The organism is Leeuwenhoekiella obamensis (assembly GCF_055391795.1).
In genome coordinates, this window is sequence record NZ_AP029251.1 from 498869 (window position 1) to 515250 (window position 16382).

General features: G+C 38.8%; 15 protein-coding genes. 6 read left to right on the plus strand and 9 right to left on the minus strand.

Features of this window, described 5'->3' with window-relative positions; all coding sequences use genetic code 11:
• The first annotated feature begins 5 nt into the window (after window positions 1-5).
• The 3 genes from ACZ5L8_RS02290 to ACZ5L8_RS02300 all read left to right on the plus strand — a co-directional run bounded on the left by ACZ5L8_RS02290 (window position 6) and on the right by ACZ5L8_RS02300 (window position 4410).
• Window positions 6-959, plus strand: a complete 954-nt coding sequence (locus tag ACZ5L8_RS02290; protein WP_464439461.1) for an AAA family ATPase — start codon at window positions 6-8, stop codon at window positions 957-959.
• A 178-nt stretch (window positions 960-1137) separates the two neighbouring features.
• On the plus strand, window positions 1138-3402 hold the full coding sequence (locus ACZ5L8_RS02295; RefSeq protein ID WP_464439463.1) for an aconitate hydratase: 2265 nt from the start codon (window positions 1138-1140) through the stop codon (window positions 3400-3402).
• A 117-nt stretch (window positions 3403-3519) separates the two neighbouring features.
• Entirely contained in the window at window positions 3520-4410 is an 891-nt protein-coding gene (locus ACZ5L8_RS02300) for an anti-sigma factor (RefSeq protein ID WP_464439465.1), read from the plus strand.
• Between the two features lie 34 nt (window positions 4411-4444).
• Here ACZ5L8_RS02300 and ACZ5L8_RS02305 read toward each other — a convergent pair whose 3' ends face one another.
• Window positions 4445-5182: an XRE family transcriptional regulator gene (locus ACZ5L8_RS02305; protein ID WP_464439467.1), complete on the minus strand. Its 738-nt coding sequence runs from the start codon at window positions 5180-5182 to the stop codon at window positions 4445-4447.
• 486 nt (window positions 5183-5668) lie between these two features.
• Between ACZ5L8_RS02305 and guaA the strand changes: the two genes are divergently transcribed.
• Genes guaA through ACZ5L8_RS02320 form a run of 3 tightly spaced genes read left to right on the plus strand, consistent with a single transcriptional unit; the run spans window position 5669 to window position 9599 of the window.
• On the plus strand, window positions 5669-7201 hold the full coding sequence (gene guaA / locus ACZ5L8_RS02310; RefSeq protein WP_464439469.1) for a glutamine-hydrolyzing GMP synthase: 1533 nt from the start codon (window positions 5669-5671) through the stop codon (window positions 7199-7201).
• Between the two features lie 22 nt (window positions 7202-7223).
• Window positions 7224-9194, plus strand: coding sequence for a LysM peptidoglycan-binding domain-containing protein (locus ACZ5L8_RS02315; RefSeq protein WP_464439471.1), 1971 nt, complete (start codon window positions 7224-7226; stop codon window positions 9192-9194).
• 3 nt (window positions 9195-9197) lie between these two features.
• Window positions 9198-9599, plus strand: a complete 402-nt coding sequence (locus ACZ5L8_RS02320; protein ID WP_464439472.1) for an OsmC family protein — start codon at window positions 9198-9200, stop codon at window positions 9597-9599.
• Between the two features lie 19 nt (window positions 9600-9618).
• On the opposite strand, the gene ACZ5L8_RS02325 is transcribed toward ACZ5L8_RS02320, so the two are convergent.
• The 8 genes from ACZ5L8_RS02325 to ACZ5L8_RS02360 form a co-directional block, all read right to left on the minus strand.
• On the minus strand, window positions 9619-10266 hold the full coding sequence (locus tag ACZ5L8_RS02325; RefSeq protein WP_464439474.1) for a hypothetical protein: 648 nt from the start codon (window positions 10264-10266) through the stop codon (window positions 9619-9621).
• Window position 10267: 1 nt separating this feature from the next.
• Window positions 10268-10894, minus strand: a complete 627-nt coding sequence (locus ACZ5L8_RS02330; protein WP_464439475.1) for a hypothetical protein — start codon at window positions 10892-10894, stop codon at window positions 10268-10270.
• Between the two features lies 1 nt (window position 10895).
• The gene (locus ACZ5L8_RS02335; protein ID WP_464439476.1) at window positions 10896-11504 is read right to left on the minus strand and encodes a hypothetical protein; all 609 of its coding nucleotides are present in this window, start codon (window positions 11502-11504) and stop codon (window positions 10896-10898) included.
• A 237-nt stretch (window positions 11505-11741) separates the two neighbouring features.
• Window positions 11742-12086 carry a 50S ribosomal protein L20 gene (rplT, locus tag ACZ5L8_RS02340; protein ID WP_462599078.1) on the minus strand — a complete coding sequence of 115 codons (345 nt, stop codon included), beginning with the start codon at window positions 12084-12086 and terminating at the stop codon, window positions 11742-11744.
• A gap of 99 nt (window positions 12087-12185) precedes the next feature.
• A complete protein-coding gene (gene rpmI, locus ACZ5L8_RS02345; RefSeq protein ID WP_462599077.1) occupies window positions 12186-12383 on the minus strand; it encodes a 50S ribosomal protein L35 in 198 nt (65 codons plus the stop codon).
• 58 nt (window positions 12384-12441) lie between these two features.
• Complete coding sequence (gene infC, locus ACZ5L8_RS02350; protein WP_464440905.1) at window positions 12442-12993, minus strand: translation initiation factor IF-3; 552 nt, start codon at window positions 12991-12993, stop codon at window positions 12442-12444.
• Window positions 12994-13015: 22 nt separating this feature from the next.
• The gene (thrS, locus tag ACZ5L8_RS02355) at window positions 13016-14965 is read right to left on the minus strand and encodes a threonine--tRNA ligase (RefSeq protein WP_462599076.1); all 1950 of its coding nucleotides are present in this window, start codon (window positions 14963-14965) and stop codon (window positions 13016-13018) included.
• Between the two features lie 84 nt (window positions 14966-15049).
• The gene (locus ACZ5L8_RS02360; protein ID WP_464439478.1) at window positions 15050-16357 is read right to left on the minus strand and encodes a DUF58 domain-containing protein; all 1308 of its coding nucleotides are present in this window, start codon (window positions 16355-16357) and stop codon (window positions 15050-15052) included.
• Window positions 16358-16382 lie beyond the last annotated feature (25 nt).

Here is a 16382-nt window from a genome sequence, read left to right on the forward strand (position 1 = left end):
ATAATATGTCTGATGTTGCGGCAATCGACGGACTGGTAAAAAAATACGGTTCGCTAAAATCTGAAATCGCTAAAGTTATCATAGGTCAGGAGGCCGTAGTTAACGAAGTCATTTTATCTATTTTTAGTGGTGGGCACGCACTTCTTATTGGTGTGCCTGGTCTTGCCAAAACATTATTAGTTAATACAATTTCACAAGCATTAGGTCTGGATTTTAAACGCATTCAGTTTACGCCAGACCTAATGCCTAGTGATATTCTAGGTTCTGAGATATTAGACGAAACCAGAAATTTCAAATTTCTTCCTGGGCCCGTTTTTGCAAATATTATCCTTGCAGATGAGATAAACCGTACGCCGCCTAAAACACAAGCAGCGCTTCTAGAAGCCATGCAGGAAAAAGCGGTTACCGTTGCCGGGAAAAGGTATGACCTAGGTAAACCATATTTTGTTCTCGCTACTCAAAACCCGATAGAGCAGGAGGGAACCTATCCATTACCAGAAGCACAATTAGACCGCTTTATGTTTGCGATAAACCTTACATATCCATCTCATGAAGAAGAGGTGAATATCGTTAAGGCTACCACGACTGAAAGTGTAAATAAAGTAAATGCACTATTTACAGCAAATGAGATCGTAGAATATCAGCAGCTTATTCGCAGAGTTCCTGTTGCAGATAATGTGATTGAATATGCGGTGAAGTTGGTGGGTAAAACAAGACCTGCTTCAGCGGCTGCACCACAGATCGTAAAAGATTATCTAGATTGGGGTGCTGGGCCACGTGCTTCTCAAAACCTTATCCTTGCGGCAAAAACACATGCTGTTTTAAACGGTAAATATTCTCCAGATATTGAGGATGTTCAAGCGGTTTCAGAAGGGATTTTGCGCCATCGTCTTATTAAGAACTACAAAGCCGAGGCAGAAGGTCTAACTATTGAAGGAATTATACGAGAACTTCACTAGTTTGCCTTTCGGCGAAAGCCATAAAAATCCAATTTCTTTTAAGGTATTGTTGCTACTATCTTAAATCTTTCTAAATTCTTGTCTAAAACGTTTTTCTGAACAATTAAAAGTTTAGATTTTACGCGGTTTTTCGTAATTTCGTACCGCTTTTTTAACAATTAAAAATAAACATTAAATCATGGCATTTGATATAGATATGATCAAAGAGGTTTACAGCAATATGGCTGAGCGTGTAGATGCTGCACGAGAACTCACCGGAAAGCCGTTGACCCTTGCAGAAAAAATTCTGTATTCCCACCTGTGGGACGGTAAGACTGATAAAGCTTTTGTAAGAGGAAAGGACTATGTAGACTTTGCTCCAGATCGTATCGCTTGTCAGGATGCTACAGCTCAAATGGCTTTGCTACAATTTATGCAAGCAGGTAAGAAAGAGGTTGCTGTGCCTACTACGGTACACTGTGATCACCTTATCCAGGCAAAGCAAGGAGCGCAAAAAGATTTAAAAAGAGCTAATGAAACAAGTAATGAAGTTTTTGACTTCTTAGAGTCTGTTTCTAATAAATATGGTATTGGTTTCTGGAAGCCGGGTGCAGGTATTATTCACCAGGTGGTTCTTGAGAACTATGCATTCCCAGGTGGTATGATGATCGGTACTGATAGTCACACAGTAAATGCTGGTGGTCTAGGTATGGTAGCGATAGGTGTAGGTGGTGCTGATGCTGTGGATGTAATGGCAGGAATGGCATGGGAGCTTAAGTTTCCTAAATTGATCGGTGTTAAGTTAACTGGTGAATTGAATGGATGGACGGCTTCTAAAGATGTTATTCTTAAGGTAGCAGGAATTCTTACTGTAAAAGGTGGTACTGGTGCGATCGTAGAATATTTTGGCCCTGGAGCCAAAAACCTTTCAGCAACTGGTAAAGGTACGATCTGTAACATGGGTGCGGAGATTGGTGCTACTACTTCTACATTTGGTTACGATGAGTCTATGGAGCGTTTCTTACGTGCTACAGACCGTGCAGATGTTGCTGATGCGGCAAATGAGATCAAAGAATATTTAACGGGTGATGATGAAGTATATGCTAACCCAGAGCAGTACTTTGATGAGGTTATTGAAATCAACCTTTCAGAACTACGTCCTCACCTTAACGGTCCTTTTACTCCAGACCTTGCTACGCCAGTAGGTGAGCTAGGAGAGAAGGCTGCTAAAAACGATTGGCCAATTAAAGTTGATTGGGGATTGATCGGTTCTTGTACAAACTCTTCTTATGAAGATCTATCAAGAGCGGCTTCAATTGCACAACAGGCTATTGATAAAAAATTAAAGCCAAAGAGTGATTTTGGTATCAACCCAGGTTCAGAGCAAATACGCTTTACTGCAGAACGCGACGGACTTCTACAGGTTTTTGAAAACTTAGGAGCAACGGTATTTACAAACGCTTGTGGTCCATGTATCGGTCAGTGGGATCGTAGCGACCGTAAGGGTGAAGAGAAGAACACAATTGTTCACTCATTTAACCGTAACTTCTCTAAGCGTGCAGATGGTAACCCAAATACACACGCATTTGTAGGTTCTCCAGAAATGGTTGCAGCTATAGCGATCTCTGGTCGTTTAGATTTTGATCCATTAAATGATGTTCTTCTTAATGAAGATGGAGAAGAGGTTAAATTAGATGTTCCTGTAGGTCTTGAGCTTCCGCCAAAAGGATTTGCTGTAGATGAAAACGGATATCTAGCGCCTACTGAAGATGGTAGTTCTGTAGAAGTAAAAGTAGCTTCAGATAGCGAGCGTCTTCAACTTTTAACTCCTTTTGAGCCTATTCAAGATTCAGAGTTGAAAAATGTGAAGTTGCTTATCAAAGCTTTTGGTAAGTGTACTACAGACCACATCTCAATGGCGGGACCTTGGTTACGTTACCGTGGTCACCTTGATAATATTTCAAATAACTGTTTGATAGGTGCTGTAAATGCTTACAATAAGAAAACAAACTTTGTAAAAAGTCAGTTATCTGGTGAGTATGGTGGTGTTCCTGATACGCAACGTGAATATAAAGCTAAAGGTATCAAAACTATTGTTGTAGGTGACCATAACTATGGTGAGGGTTCTTCTCGTGAGCACGCAGCAATGGAGCCACGTCACTTAGGTGTTGCGGCAGTATTAGTTAAGTCTTTTGCTCGTATTCACGAAACAAACCTTAAGAAACAAGGTATGCTAGCGCTTACGTTTGCAAACGAAAATGACTATGATCTTATTCAAGAAGATGATACTTTCAACTTTGTAGATATTGAGGAGTTTGCTCCAGATAAGCCGTTAACGCTCGAGGTAACTCACGCTGATGGAAGTACTGATACAATAGTGACAAACCATACTTATAACAATGCGCAAATTGCATGGTATAGAGAAGGGTCTGCACTTAACTTGATCAAGAAGCAGAACGCTTAATAGCTAGAGCTGTTAAATTATATACAAAAACCAGGTCCTTTGGACCTGGTTTTTCGTTTTAGTAAAATACCATAGCTACATTTGCGTTATCCAACTAAACAAATGAATACAAAATCTATGAAATCAATTTTTCGATTATCTGCGCTGTTTCTCTCAGGGCTTGTTTTATTTTCTTGTAGCGGGAATGATGACGATAGGGAAGTGCAGACAACTATTACTTTAAAAACCATAAACCTTGCAAAGCTTTCAGCTAATGCAGAGTATCAAGCTTGGATCGTGAGCGATGGTCAAAATATTTCTCTTGGTAAATTCAATGACGGCAGAGATAGTCATGACTTCAGAGTAAGTTTGGCGAAAGCCGATGCTGCAACAAGATTCATGGTAAGTATTGAGCCAGGTAATGATCCTAGTGGTGAAATATCAAACACAGTGGTTCTTTCTGGACCTTTTTCTGGAAACAGTGCGTCACTAACCATTAATACTGCGATTGCAAATTTTACTAGCATTTCAGGGGAATATACTTTAATGACTCCAACAGATGATAATTCTGGTAATGATCAATCTGGTTTTTACTTTTATAATCCTAATACTGGTGTTAAAGGACTTAATCTTCCAGATCTTCCTGCAGGATGGAAATATGAAGGATGGGTTGTTGTGCCAAAACAAGGCGGTGGAACTGTGAATCTTAGTACAGGTAAATTTACTTCGGCAGAAGGAAGAGATGAAGCAGACGGTTACAGTTCTAACATCAATAATTCTCCATCATTTCCTGGTGAAGATTTCTTGAATTCACAATTCTTGTCTTTGCAAGGAGTGAGTACTCCAGTTGATATTAGAGGTAAAAAGGTTTTTGTTTCAGTAGAGCCATCTGATGATCCTGATGATCTAACACCTTTTTATATTCAGCCATTAGTAAACAACCTTACAGGTAATGAATTAAAACCTGCAATGAATACTATGACTGTGAACTCTGCGTCATTCCCGCAAGGAGTTGTGACGGTAGAATAAAATACTCGGTAAATAAAAAATGAAGAAAGAGGCTTTATTCTAAAAGCCTCTTTTTTATTTCTGTAATGTCATCTTGAAGCATTTGTATTTTGGCTTCCAAGCCTTGTACACGCTTGTTTGCGTCAAGGTCTGTAACATTAAATGCGCTGGTGATCTTACCACGTACAATAAGTATTTCTACAATATTGTTAAGAGAGTAACTTACCGTCTCATACTTGCTATTATCACTTATAAGAATGATCGCATTGTTGTTCAGGTCTTTTTTGATTCTCTTTGTCATAACAGATTTATCTGTTATGATAACGCCTACAGAGCCATCTAAAATGTCTGTAAGATCTTCAACTTTTTGAGATATCAATACGTCGCCATGCATAAGTGTGGGCATCATACTGTCTCCTTCTACTTCAAAAAGTTTTTGACCCGTAGAAGGCTCATATCCTGGTATCTTGAACATATTAAGTTCATCAAGCCACTCAGGATTATTTAAGTTGTTGATAAAACCAGCTCTTGCTTCAACATTGATCAATGGTACAAAACCATTATTGTTTGTCATAAATATAGCGTGTTTAGAACCGCGCAGAATTCTATCTGTCGGCACGCTATAAATCCTACTTAAAGTAAGCAAATGCTCAGTTGTAATTGAGTTTTGTCCATTCTCGATAAGAGAATATGCTCCTTGGGTAATGCCTAACTCACCAGCGATCTTTTTTTGAGAAAAGCCAGAGCCTTCTCTAAGCGCTTTGAGTTGTACGGAAACGATACTGTTTTTCATGATAGGGGTGCTATGCTACTAATAAAGTACAATTATAAAAAATATTTTCGCTTCAAAGTATTAAAAATCTGACATTTGGGTGTAAAATTATCAATTATAACAGATTTCTGATAATTTAATCGATTTATCAATGTGTTGTCATTGCTTCTTTTTAAAATATTCGTAATCGAAGCATTTCTTTTTCAAAATCTTATCTACGAGATTTGGTCGATTTTAGATCTGAATTTTATAAAAAATGAACTTTACTAATGCGTAGAGATCTAATTAATCCGGTAAGCTATTTTTTGGCTTAAAGCCAAAATAAATTATTTAAAATTTACAGGTTAATTTTTCACAATAGTTTAAGTGTAATTGAACAATCATTGGCAAGATTTTAATAAGCCTAATAATGCTACTCCTGAAATTGTGGAAATCCATTTGATAAATCACAGGTAAAATGAGCTAAAAAAGGTTTCTAGGAGAATCATTTTAGTGGTATTTTTGGGCATGGAAAATAATGTTCTCATCCTTGATTTTGGCTCGCAGTACACCCAGTTAATCGCACGTCGTGTGAGGGAATTAAACATTTTTTGCGAGATTAAACCGTACAACCATCTACCAGAAGATCTTTCTAAGTACAAAGCTGTGATCCTATCAGGTTCGCCACATTCTGTGCGTAGTGAAGATGCGCCGCATCCAGACTTGTCTGAAATAAGAGGTAAGAAACCTTTGCTAGGCGTTTGTTATGGTGCGCAGTATTTGGCACATTTTCACGGAGGTGAAGTTGGCCAGTCTAATACTAGAGAATACGGCCGTGCTAATCTTAATATGGTTAAATCTGGAGAGGCTTTCTTTGAAGGCGTTGAAGAAGGTAGCCAGGTGTGGATGAGTCATAGTGACACAATTAAAGAATTGCCAGCAGGTTCTGTAAGACTTGCAAGTACTACAGATGTACTTAATGCGGCTTATAGAATAGAGGGTGAAGAAACATATGCGATTCAGTTTCACCCAGAAGTTTACCACAGTACTGATGGTAAAACGATCTTAAGCAACTTCTTGATCAATATTGCCGGTCTTGAACAAACTTGGACTCCAGATAGCTTTGTAGAAGCAACTGTAGAAAAACTTAAAGAAACCGTAGGAACTGATAAAGTGATCTTGGGTCTCTCTGGTGGTGTTGACTCTTCTGTAGCGGCAATGTTATTGCACAAAGCGATAGGCGATCACCTGCACTGTATTTTTGTAAACAACGGACTTCTACGTAAGAATGAGTTTGAAGATGTTCTTAAGCAATATGAGGGCATGGGACTTAACGTTAAAGGCGTTGACGCAACAGATCGTTTTATGGATGCTCTTGCGGGAATCACAGATCCAGAATTAAAACGTAAGGCCATAGGTCGAGTGTTCATCGAGGTTTTTGATGATGAGTCGCACAAAGTTGAGGATGCAAAATGGCTAGGTCAGGGAACGATCTATCCAGATGTGATCGAGTCAGTTTCTGCTACCGGTGGGCCATCTGCAACTATTAAATCTCACCACAACGTAGGTGGACTTCCTGATTATATGAAGCTTAAGGTTGTAGAGCCTTTACGCATGCTTTTTAAAGACGAAGTGCGTCGTGTAGGAGCAAGTATGGATATGCATCCTAACCTTTTAGGAAGACATCCATTTCCTGGACCAGGACTTGGTATTAGAATACTAGGAGACATCACTAAAGAAAAAGTGCGTATCTTACAAGAAGTAGATGCGATCTTTATAAATGGTCTTCGCGAATGGGGACTTTATGATAAAGTTTGGCAAGCAGGTGCGATGTTGCTTCCTGTAGACTCAGTAGGAGTTATGGGAGATGAGCGCACTTATGAAAAATGTGTAGCCCTTCGCGCGGTAGAAAGTACAGATGGTATGACCGCAGATTGGGTAAATCTACCTTATGCTTTTTTACAAAAGGTTTCTAATGATATAATAAACCGTGTTAAAGGCGTTAATAGGGTAGTATATGATATTAGTAGCAAGCCACCTGCAACCATTGAGTGGGAGTAGGACAAAAAAATCTGAAAAATACATGAGAAAAGTAGTAATACTTTTCCTTTTCACACTAGTGGCATTTAGCTGTGCGACCATTGGTCAACAGTCGTTTAATAGCCATAGAGTAGAAGAGGGAGAGACCGTATATGCCATAGCTAAAAAATATAATCTCACAGAATACGAGATCTATAAGCTTAATCCAGAGGCTAAAAAAGGTATTTATCCAGGGCTAGTTTTAATACTTCCTAGCGGTCACGCGATCGTAAATGAGGATCAGTCTTACGACGAAAATAACCAGTTCATCAATCACAAGGTGAGAAAGGGTGAAACGCTTTTTAGCTTAAGCAAAAAGTACGGCGTTACACAAGAAGAGATAAAGAAGAACAATCGTCATTTATATTCTGAAGAGCTTGAAACTGGTGAAACAGTAAAGATTCATAAGCAAAATGAAGCTGTGACAGAAAGCACAGATAAGCCTATGGATACTCAGCGCAAGCATGTGGTAAAAGCAAAGGAGACAAAATTTGGTCTTGCGGCAATGTATGGTATTTCTATCGCAGAGCTTGAGGAACTAAATCCACAGATCAAAGATGGTTTGCAAATAGGGATGATCCTTAGTGTGCCAGATAAATCATATACGCAGGATGCTACAATAGATGATTCAGCGTATGGTTTTTATGAGGTTAAGCCAAAGGAAACCATGTATAGTCTTACAAGAACGCTTGAGGTTTCGGCAGATGAGTTAATGCAACTTAACCCTTCTTTAAAGGATGGGCTTAAGGCAGGAATGATCCTTAAACTACCAAAAACCATTCTTGAAGAAAAAGGTGTTCTTGCAAATACTGAAAGTAATCTTGCTAGCGAGATCACAAACTTTTCAGTTAAGAATATTGCGCTTATGCTTCCGTTTAACTTGAAGCAAACAGAAGTAGATACTGCCGATGTAAGAAAGCAAGTGCTTAAAGAAGATAGACTTTCTCGTATTTCGCTAGACTTTTATAGTGGAGCTTTAATGGCAGTAGATTCCGCGAAAGCGCAAGGAATATCATCCAATTTATACATCTATGATACCAATTATAATGGTAAGGATGGTACGGCAACTAATGCTAGAAAGGTAGATGACATTCTTAGAAGTAACAATTTCCAGAAGATGGATGTTGTTGTTGGACCGTTAATGGGAAGCAACGTAGAGCGTGCTGCAGATCAGTTGCGCAATAGTAATATTCCTGTGATCTCACCATTATCAGACAGAGTGAAGCAGGGTAGTAATATTTTTAAAGCGCGTCCTGCAGAAGATGTGTTGCGCAAAACAATGATGCAGTTTGTAGAAAGAGCAGGAGCAGGTAAGAATATCATCATTGTAGCCGACTCAAAAAACTACAAAACAAAAGAGAAAATAAAGTCTTTATATCCTGCTTCGCATGTGGTGAATCCTCGTGGAGAAGGTGGTAATGACTACGTGTATGCAAATGATATTACTAGTAAACTGGTTGAGGGAAGAGAGAACTGGATCTTTATTGAGTCAGACAAAATCCCTTTAATAAGTAGCGTGATCACATATCTTAATACTGAGGTTGATAAATACAACATCACTGTTCTTACCACATTTAAGGATAGTGTGTATGATAGTGATGATATCTCTAACATGGTGTTGATGAATCTTAACTTTCATTTCCCATCAATATCTAATGAGAGCTTAACACCAATGTCTCAAAAGTTCAGAAAGTCTTATGCTAAAAGATACGGCGTTGAGCCATCTACATATGCAACAAGAGCCTTTGATGTAACGTATGATGCGATCTTAAGATTAGCTGCAGCAGATGATCTGTATGCAGCAGATCTAGAAGGTAAGGTTACAGAATATGTTGAGAATAGATTTAATTATGTTCCTGAGACTTTTGGCTACGCAAATGAGGCTGTTTATATCATTAGATATGCTCAGGATCTTAATCTAGAAGTTGTGCCGATGCCGGCAGATCCATCTGCGATAAAAACCATTCAAGATTAAAATATGACAAGTACCGTAGTTTATGAAGGTGATTTGCGTACCACTTGCACGCATTTAAAATCAGGGAATTCTTTTATTACAGATGCGCCTACAGATAATAATGGTAAAGGCGAGGCTTTCTCACCTACAGATACCGTAGCGACTGCGCTTGCTAGTTGTATTCTTACCGTGATGGGAATTAAAGCACGTGACATGGACGCTAATATTGATGGGGCTTCCGCCAAAATAACTAAAACAATGGCCAGCGATCCTAGAAGAATTTCTAAGATAGCCATCGCTTTCTGTTTTCCTAATCCTGTTTCTGATAAGGAGAAGAAGATTCTAGAAAATGTAGCCAGAACTTGCCCAGTACATCACAGCTTGCATCCAGATATCGAGAAGGACATCACTTTTGAATGGGCGTAGTTTTCGCGTAAGCGTAACACTAAAATCCCGTAGGTTTGCTTGCTGTCTTAATAGGGAGAAGTCCCATGTCAATATCTAATGACGGGATCTCTTTTGAGATAAATCCTGTTCTGAAGATAAAGACATTCATGTAGATGTTTACCGTAATATTGGCATTGTCTGTCCTTCTGAAGATGCTGTTGTTTACAAATGCTCTGATGAACCAGGTGTTTGTAACAAGGTTTTTATAAGCGTAAACCTGGAAGCCTTCAATGTCATTTGTGCTTACGCTACTTTGGCTCACAATACTGGTGTTACCGTCGCTGTAACCTCTAAAATAATATCCTTGAATCCCTACGATATAATCTGTTGTCGAGATTTTTGTATCGTAGTCTGTTATTCCGTTTTTTGAGGTGTTTTCAAACACAAGCTTGGCATAGTTTATAGGGCCATACTTACTTTTATCAATATCATATTGCACAATGCTATTGTCAGATCTTTCTATAAGTAATTTAGCACCTCTAATTTCTAGATTATCTCCCGGATCTTCTAGATAGAGTTTCTTATCTAGTTTAGTGTCGCCATTTACCTCTAGCATTGCAGATGGAGTAGATGTATTGATACCTACCTGAGCAAATGCTAAATAGCCAGTGAGAAAAGTGACGATATATAGGATAATCCTTACCATCTTAATTGATATCTGGAATACTTGATGCCACACCTGTATTAGAACCATTCATATCTGTGAAAATTGGGTCTAATTTGCGATAATAGGATTTGTCATAAATGATCAAGGTAAGTTGATATTCTACCGTGCCGCCGATAAGAGGATCTAAGAATCTGTTGCCTATTTCTAGATGCCATTCTCCGCCGCTTTCAAAAACGCGTAAAACGAAGTTCCCAAAGCCGTCATCACCAGGTAAGATAAGCTTTTGTACCGCGTCTCCTATATATCTAAAATTTGCAATACCTACAATATATTTATCTGTATCTAGCTGGAGATTTACATCAGTTAGGTTGTCACCCAAAAGATTATGGAAGCGATAGTTTACAAGATTAATAGGAGCTACTGTAAGATTATCAACATCCAGTTTAGATATTTCGCCAACAGGCGAAGAGTTCTTAATACGTGTAAGAAGTTTAAAATCTTCGTCAGTGCTTGCGACAGTATCTAGTTGATTGATATTAAATTCCTTTTGTACCAGCATAGAGCCAGCAACATGAAGATCTGTATCAGGAGAAGTTGTACCAATTCCTACTTGCGCAAAAGTGGGTAGATAAGTCAGTAAAGTTATAAGTAGTAAAAATTTTCTCATGTTAATCAATTATAGGAGTTGAAGCGCTTGCAGTAGAGTTTCCACCCATTGGGATGGTAATGGTTCCTAATTGTTTTGAGAGGTCACGAGAGTAGATCAGCGTTGTAACCGTCCATGTGCCAATTTCTGAGCTATATCTATTATTTGCTACTGGGAAATCTGCTGTAATGCGCCAAGTGCCATCTTTTTCATAGCAGGAGTAATAAGGTATGGTTGCATAACTGGGAATATCTAATTCACGGTCATAATGCGCAGAAATAGCAGTTACAACAAAATCAGTCGAGCTTATTTGTGTGTCAAATTCGTATACCCAGTCTTCTTGCGGGTCGTATAATTCGTATTCTTGAATATAACCTAGAGCTGCCCCTGTGGGATTACTTACATCTAAGGTTTTAATGTCTTGATTGCTTTCTTGGATAAGGAAAGTAGATTCGTCGCCGTCTTCTAGATTTTCTATTACACCAATCTCAATAGTGTTTGTGATTTTTGTGTCGCCAGCGACTTCAAGAAGGGTTCTGGGGTTTGCTGTGCCGATGCCTACGCCATCTGTTTGCGAAAGTAATGGGTACGACAAAAGTAGAAGCAATACTGCTATAGGTTTGAAGATCATGATTTGGGATTTTTTGTTACTTATAAAATAACGTATCAATACGCTTAAAACCAAGCATTTAACACTTTAATCGATGAAATGCAACACTACAACGATATTTCTAAAGATTTTACTTGTACTAATTGATTATCTGAAAGTTATGTGATTGTGATTTGTGTAAGGGCATAAAATAAAAAAGCCTCACAAATTGCGAGGCTTTCTTGTAAGTGGAGAAAAATTATTATTTAGGCCTGAGCCTTATTTTACTTTATTTATAATAGCTGCAAACGCCTCAGGGTGGTTCATCGCTAGATCTGCAAGAACCTTACGGTTCAATTCGATATTGTTAGCTTTAACCGCACCCATGAATTGTGAGTAGCTCATTCCGTGCAAACGAGCACCCGCGTTGATACGAGCGATCCATAGTGAACGGAAGTTGCGTTTCTTTTGACGACGGTCACGGTATGCGTAAAGCATAGCCTTTTCAACCGCGTTTTTCGCAACTGTATAAACATTTTTACGTCTTCCAAAGTAACCTTTGGCTTGCTTCATCACCTTTTTTCTTCTGGCTCTAGAAGCAACTGCATTTACTGATCTTGGCATAATTTAAATTTTTTTGTAGTGGGCAATCCGTTTTTACGAATGTTTGTTAAAGGCCCAGCTCCATGGTTTATAATTAATTTTAACCGGGTAAAAACGTTATTACTTAAGGCGTAACATTGTTTTTACGTTATCCTCATCCGCCTTGTGAACAAGAGAGTCATGAGTTAACTTAAGCTTACGTTTTTTAGACTTCTTCGTTAGAATGTGGCTTTTAAACGCGTGCTTTCTTTTGATTTTACCAGTTCCTGTAAGCTTAAAACGCTTTTTAGCACTGGATTTAGTCTTCATCTTAGGCATCTTTCCTCTTTTTTTATTTTAATCCACTTATATTATTAGATTTCGCTTTAAGCGAAATTTACTTTGTCTTCTTAGGTGCCATGAACATGATCATGCGCTTACCTTCGAGCTTAGGCATTTGCTCTACCTTACCATATTCTTCTAGTTCTTGTGCTAATTTAAGAAGCAAGATCTGTCCTTGATCCTTAAATACGATAGAACGTCCTTTGAAGAATACGTATGCCTTAAGCTTTGCTCCGTCCTCAAGAAACTTCTGTGCGTGTTTCTTTTTGAACTCGTAGTCATGATCATCTGTATTAGGACCGAATCTAATTTCTTTTACAACAACTTTAGTCGCTTTTGCCTTCATGGCTTTTTCGCGCTTCTTTTGTTCGTAAACAAATTTCTTATAATCCATCGCCTTACAGACGGGTGGCTTCGCGTTAGGAGATATCTCAACAAGGTCTACACCTAGATCATTAGCTATGTCTAGAGCTTTTCTAGTAGGGTAAACCCCCATTTCTACATTATCACCCACAAGACGTACCTCAGGCACTCTAATCTTGTCGTTGATTCTATGTTGGTCCTTCTTCTCGACCCTAGCTGGGCCTCTTGATCTTTTTCTACGTATTGCTATGGCTATATGGTTTTAATTAAACTTCAAATTTTTTCAATGTTTGCCCTATTTGATTTTTTACTAGGCCGGCAAATTCTTCTACCGTCATTGATCCTAGATCTTCACCTCCATGCCTACGCACAGAGATCACACCTTCGTTTGCTTCTTTTTCGCCAACGATAAGCATGTAAGGCAATTTTTTCATTTCAGCCTCACGGATTTTTTTACCCATGGTCTCGCCACGGTAATCCACGAGGGCGCGAATTTCGTGATTTTCTAGCAAATTTAAAACATTTTGAGCGTAATTCTCATACTTCTCGCTAAGCGTGAGTACGATAGCTTGTTCTGGCATTAACCAAAGCGGGAAATTACCTCCCGTATGCTCAAGTAAGATCGCTACAAAACGTTCCATGCTACCAAATGGAGCTCTGTGAATCATCACTGGTCTGTGCTCTTCATTGTCACTTCCTTTGTAAGAAAGTTCAAAACGCTCAGGTAAATTATAATCTACCTGAATTGTACCAAGCTGCCAGCTACGACCTAATGCGTCCTTAACCATAAAGTCTAGTTTAGGACCGTAAAATGCTGCTTCACCAGTCTCGATCACATAATTAAGACCTTTAACTTTAGCTGCATTAATGATAGCATTTTCAGCTTTTTCCCAGTTTTCATCAGAGCCTATATACTTCTCTTTATTCTCAGGATCACGAAGAGAAACCTGAGCGGTAAAGTTTTCAAATCCTAAAGATCCAAAAACATAAAGTACAAGGTCTATAACTTTCATAAATTCGTCATCCAGTTGATCTGGAGTACAGAAAATATGGGCGTCATCTTGAGTAAAACCACGTACACGGGTTAATCCGTGCAATTCGCCACTTTGCTCGTAGCGATAAACTGTACCAAATTCTGCAAAGCGTTTTGGTAAGTCGCGGTAACTCCATTGTTGACTATTATAGATCTCACAGTGGTGAGGACAGTTCATTGGTTTAAGCAAGAACTCTTCACCTTCAGCGGGAGTATTTATGGGTTGAAAGCTGTCTTCTCCATATTTTGCATAGTGACCAGAAGTAACATAAAGTTCTTTCTGCCCAATGTGCGGAGAAACCACCATTTCATAACCAGCCTTTTTCTGCGCAGCTTTAAGGAAATTTTCTAACCTTTCGCGTAAAGCGGCACCCTTAGGCAACCAGAGCGGTAAGCCCTGACCCACGCGCTGTGAGAATGTAAATAACTCAAGTTCCTTGCCAAGTTTTCTATGGTCGCGTTTTTTGGCCTCTTCTAGCAATTCAAGATACTCTTTAAGATCTTTTTGCTTAGGAAAAGAAATCCCGTAAACCCTTGTGAGCTGTGGGTTGTTCTCGTTTCCACGCCAGTATGCACCGGCAACGCTCATTAATTTTACGGCTTTTACGATACTTGTATTCGGGATGTGGCCACCACGACATAGATCTGTAAATGTGTCATGATCACAGAAGGTTATGGTGCCATCTTCAAGGTTTTCAATAAGTTCAACCTTGTATTCGTTGTTTTTTTCTTTATAGAAATCAAGAGCTTCAGCTTTTGTAATGCTACGCATTTTAAAATCGTGCTTTCCGCGCGCGATCTCAAGCATCTTGTCTTCTATCTTTTTAAAGTCGTTTTCACTAAGTGATCTGCCTTCGCCTAGATCAATGTCATAGTAAAAACCTTTATCGATCGCTGGCCCTATGGTAAGTTTTACTCCAGGATATAATTCTTCTAAGGCTTGCGCCAAAATGTGTGCAGAAGAATGCCAGAATGCTTGTTTACCTTCGTCATCATTCCACGTATAAAGAATAAGTGAACCATCTTCTGTAAGCGGCGTTGTAGCCTCTAACGTGGTCCCGTTGTATTTTGCAGAAATAACATTGCGCGCTAATCCTGAGCTTATACTTTGAGCAACATCCAGCGGAGTTGACCCATTTTCCATTTCCTTTACACTGCCGTCTGGCAAGGTAACCTTGATCATAGTTAAAATTTAAAGTTGCAAAGATAAAGTTTTACGACAACGATATCCAAAGCTCAACACACATAAATATTATAAATAATGCGCTTATAAAATACCTCTTGCTTTTATCTCAAGATATTTGTTTATCGTGTTTATGGTAAGATTTTCTGGTCGTGTAAGAATTGTCTGTATTCCGTGCTTTTCAAGCTCTTTGACCATCAGTTTTTTATCATACTCAAATTTCTGTGCGATAGCTTTATTATAGATTTCAATAGTGTTTGCCGCTTTATCGTCTACAAGTTCTCTCAACTCTGTGTTTTCAAAGAAAATAACAACAAGAACGTGTTGCCTAGCAATACCTTTAAGATACGGTAATTGTCGCTGCAAGCCAGACATATGCTCAAAATTTGTGTATAACAAAAGCAAACTGCGATGGGTGATCTTCCTTTTTACTTCGGCGTAAAGCCTACCAAAATCACTATCAAGAAATTTTGTGTCAATATTATAAAGCACCTCCATAATGGTGTTGAGATGCGTTTTTTTATTACTCGGCGCAAGATGGTTTAAGATCGTGTTGCTAAAGGTTAGCATGCCGGTTTTATCTCCTTTTTTTAGCGCTACATTGCTAAAGGCAAGCGTACTGTTTATCGCATAATCTAGAAGCGTAAGATTTTCAAACGGCATTTTCATAATGCGGCTGCCGTCTATCACAGAATAAATGGGCTGCGACTTCTCATCCTGATATTGATTGATCATCAGGCTGGCTCTTTTGGCTGTAGCCTTCCAATTAATCGTACGAACGTCATCACCGGCAACATAATCCTTGATCTGCTCAAACTCCATCGTGTGGCCTAGACGTCTTATTTTCTTGAGGCCAAATTGCGAGAGTTTATTATCAATAGCGAGAAAGGCATATTTTTTCATTTGTATGAAAGATGGATACACCTTCACCATCTGATCTTTCTCAAATTTATAGCGTTTTGCAACCAGATTAATTCGCGAATTAACGTACAGATTTAAGTTGCCAAAGACATACTCGCCGCGCTCATAAGGTTGCAAACCATAACTGAATTTCTTTCTGGTTTTTGCGGGAATCTTGATCTCTTTGTGAAAATCTCTTTTTTGAAATTGCACAGGGATCTCATCTATGGTCTTAACATTAATGGTAAAACCGTAGTTGTTTTTTATGCTTACCTGCACATCATTGATATCACTATTTGAGAATTTTTCAGGAAGGTGACGCTCAGCGATAATGCCGTTGCTTTTTTGAAATAGCGAAACAATATCTATGAGAACAAGTAAAAAAAGCCCCCATAAACTTATCCAGCCCACAGCATAAAATGCATTGATCCAGTAAGAGAATATAAAGATCACAGCAACAACCGCCAGCGCATAGAATAGCCTGGTAGACAAATAAAGTGACCGTATGAAACGTATA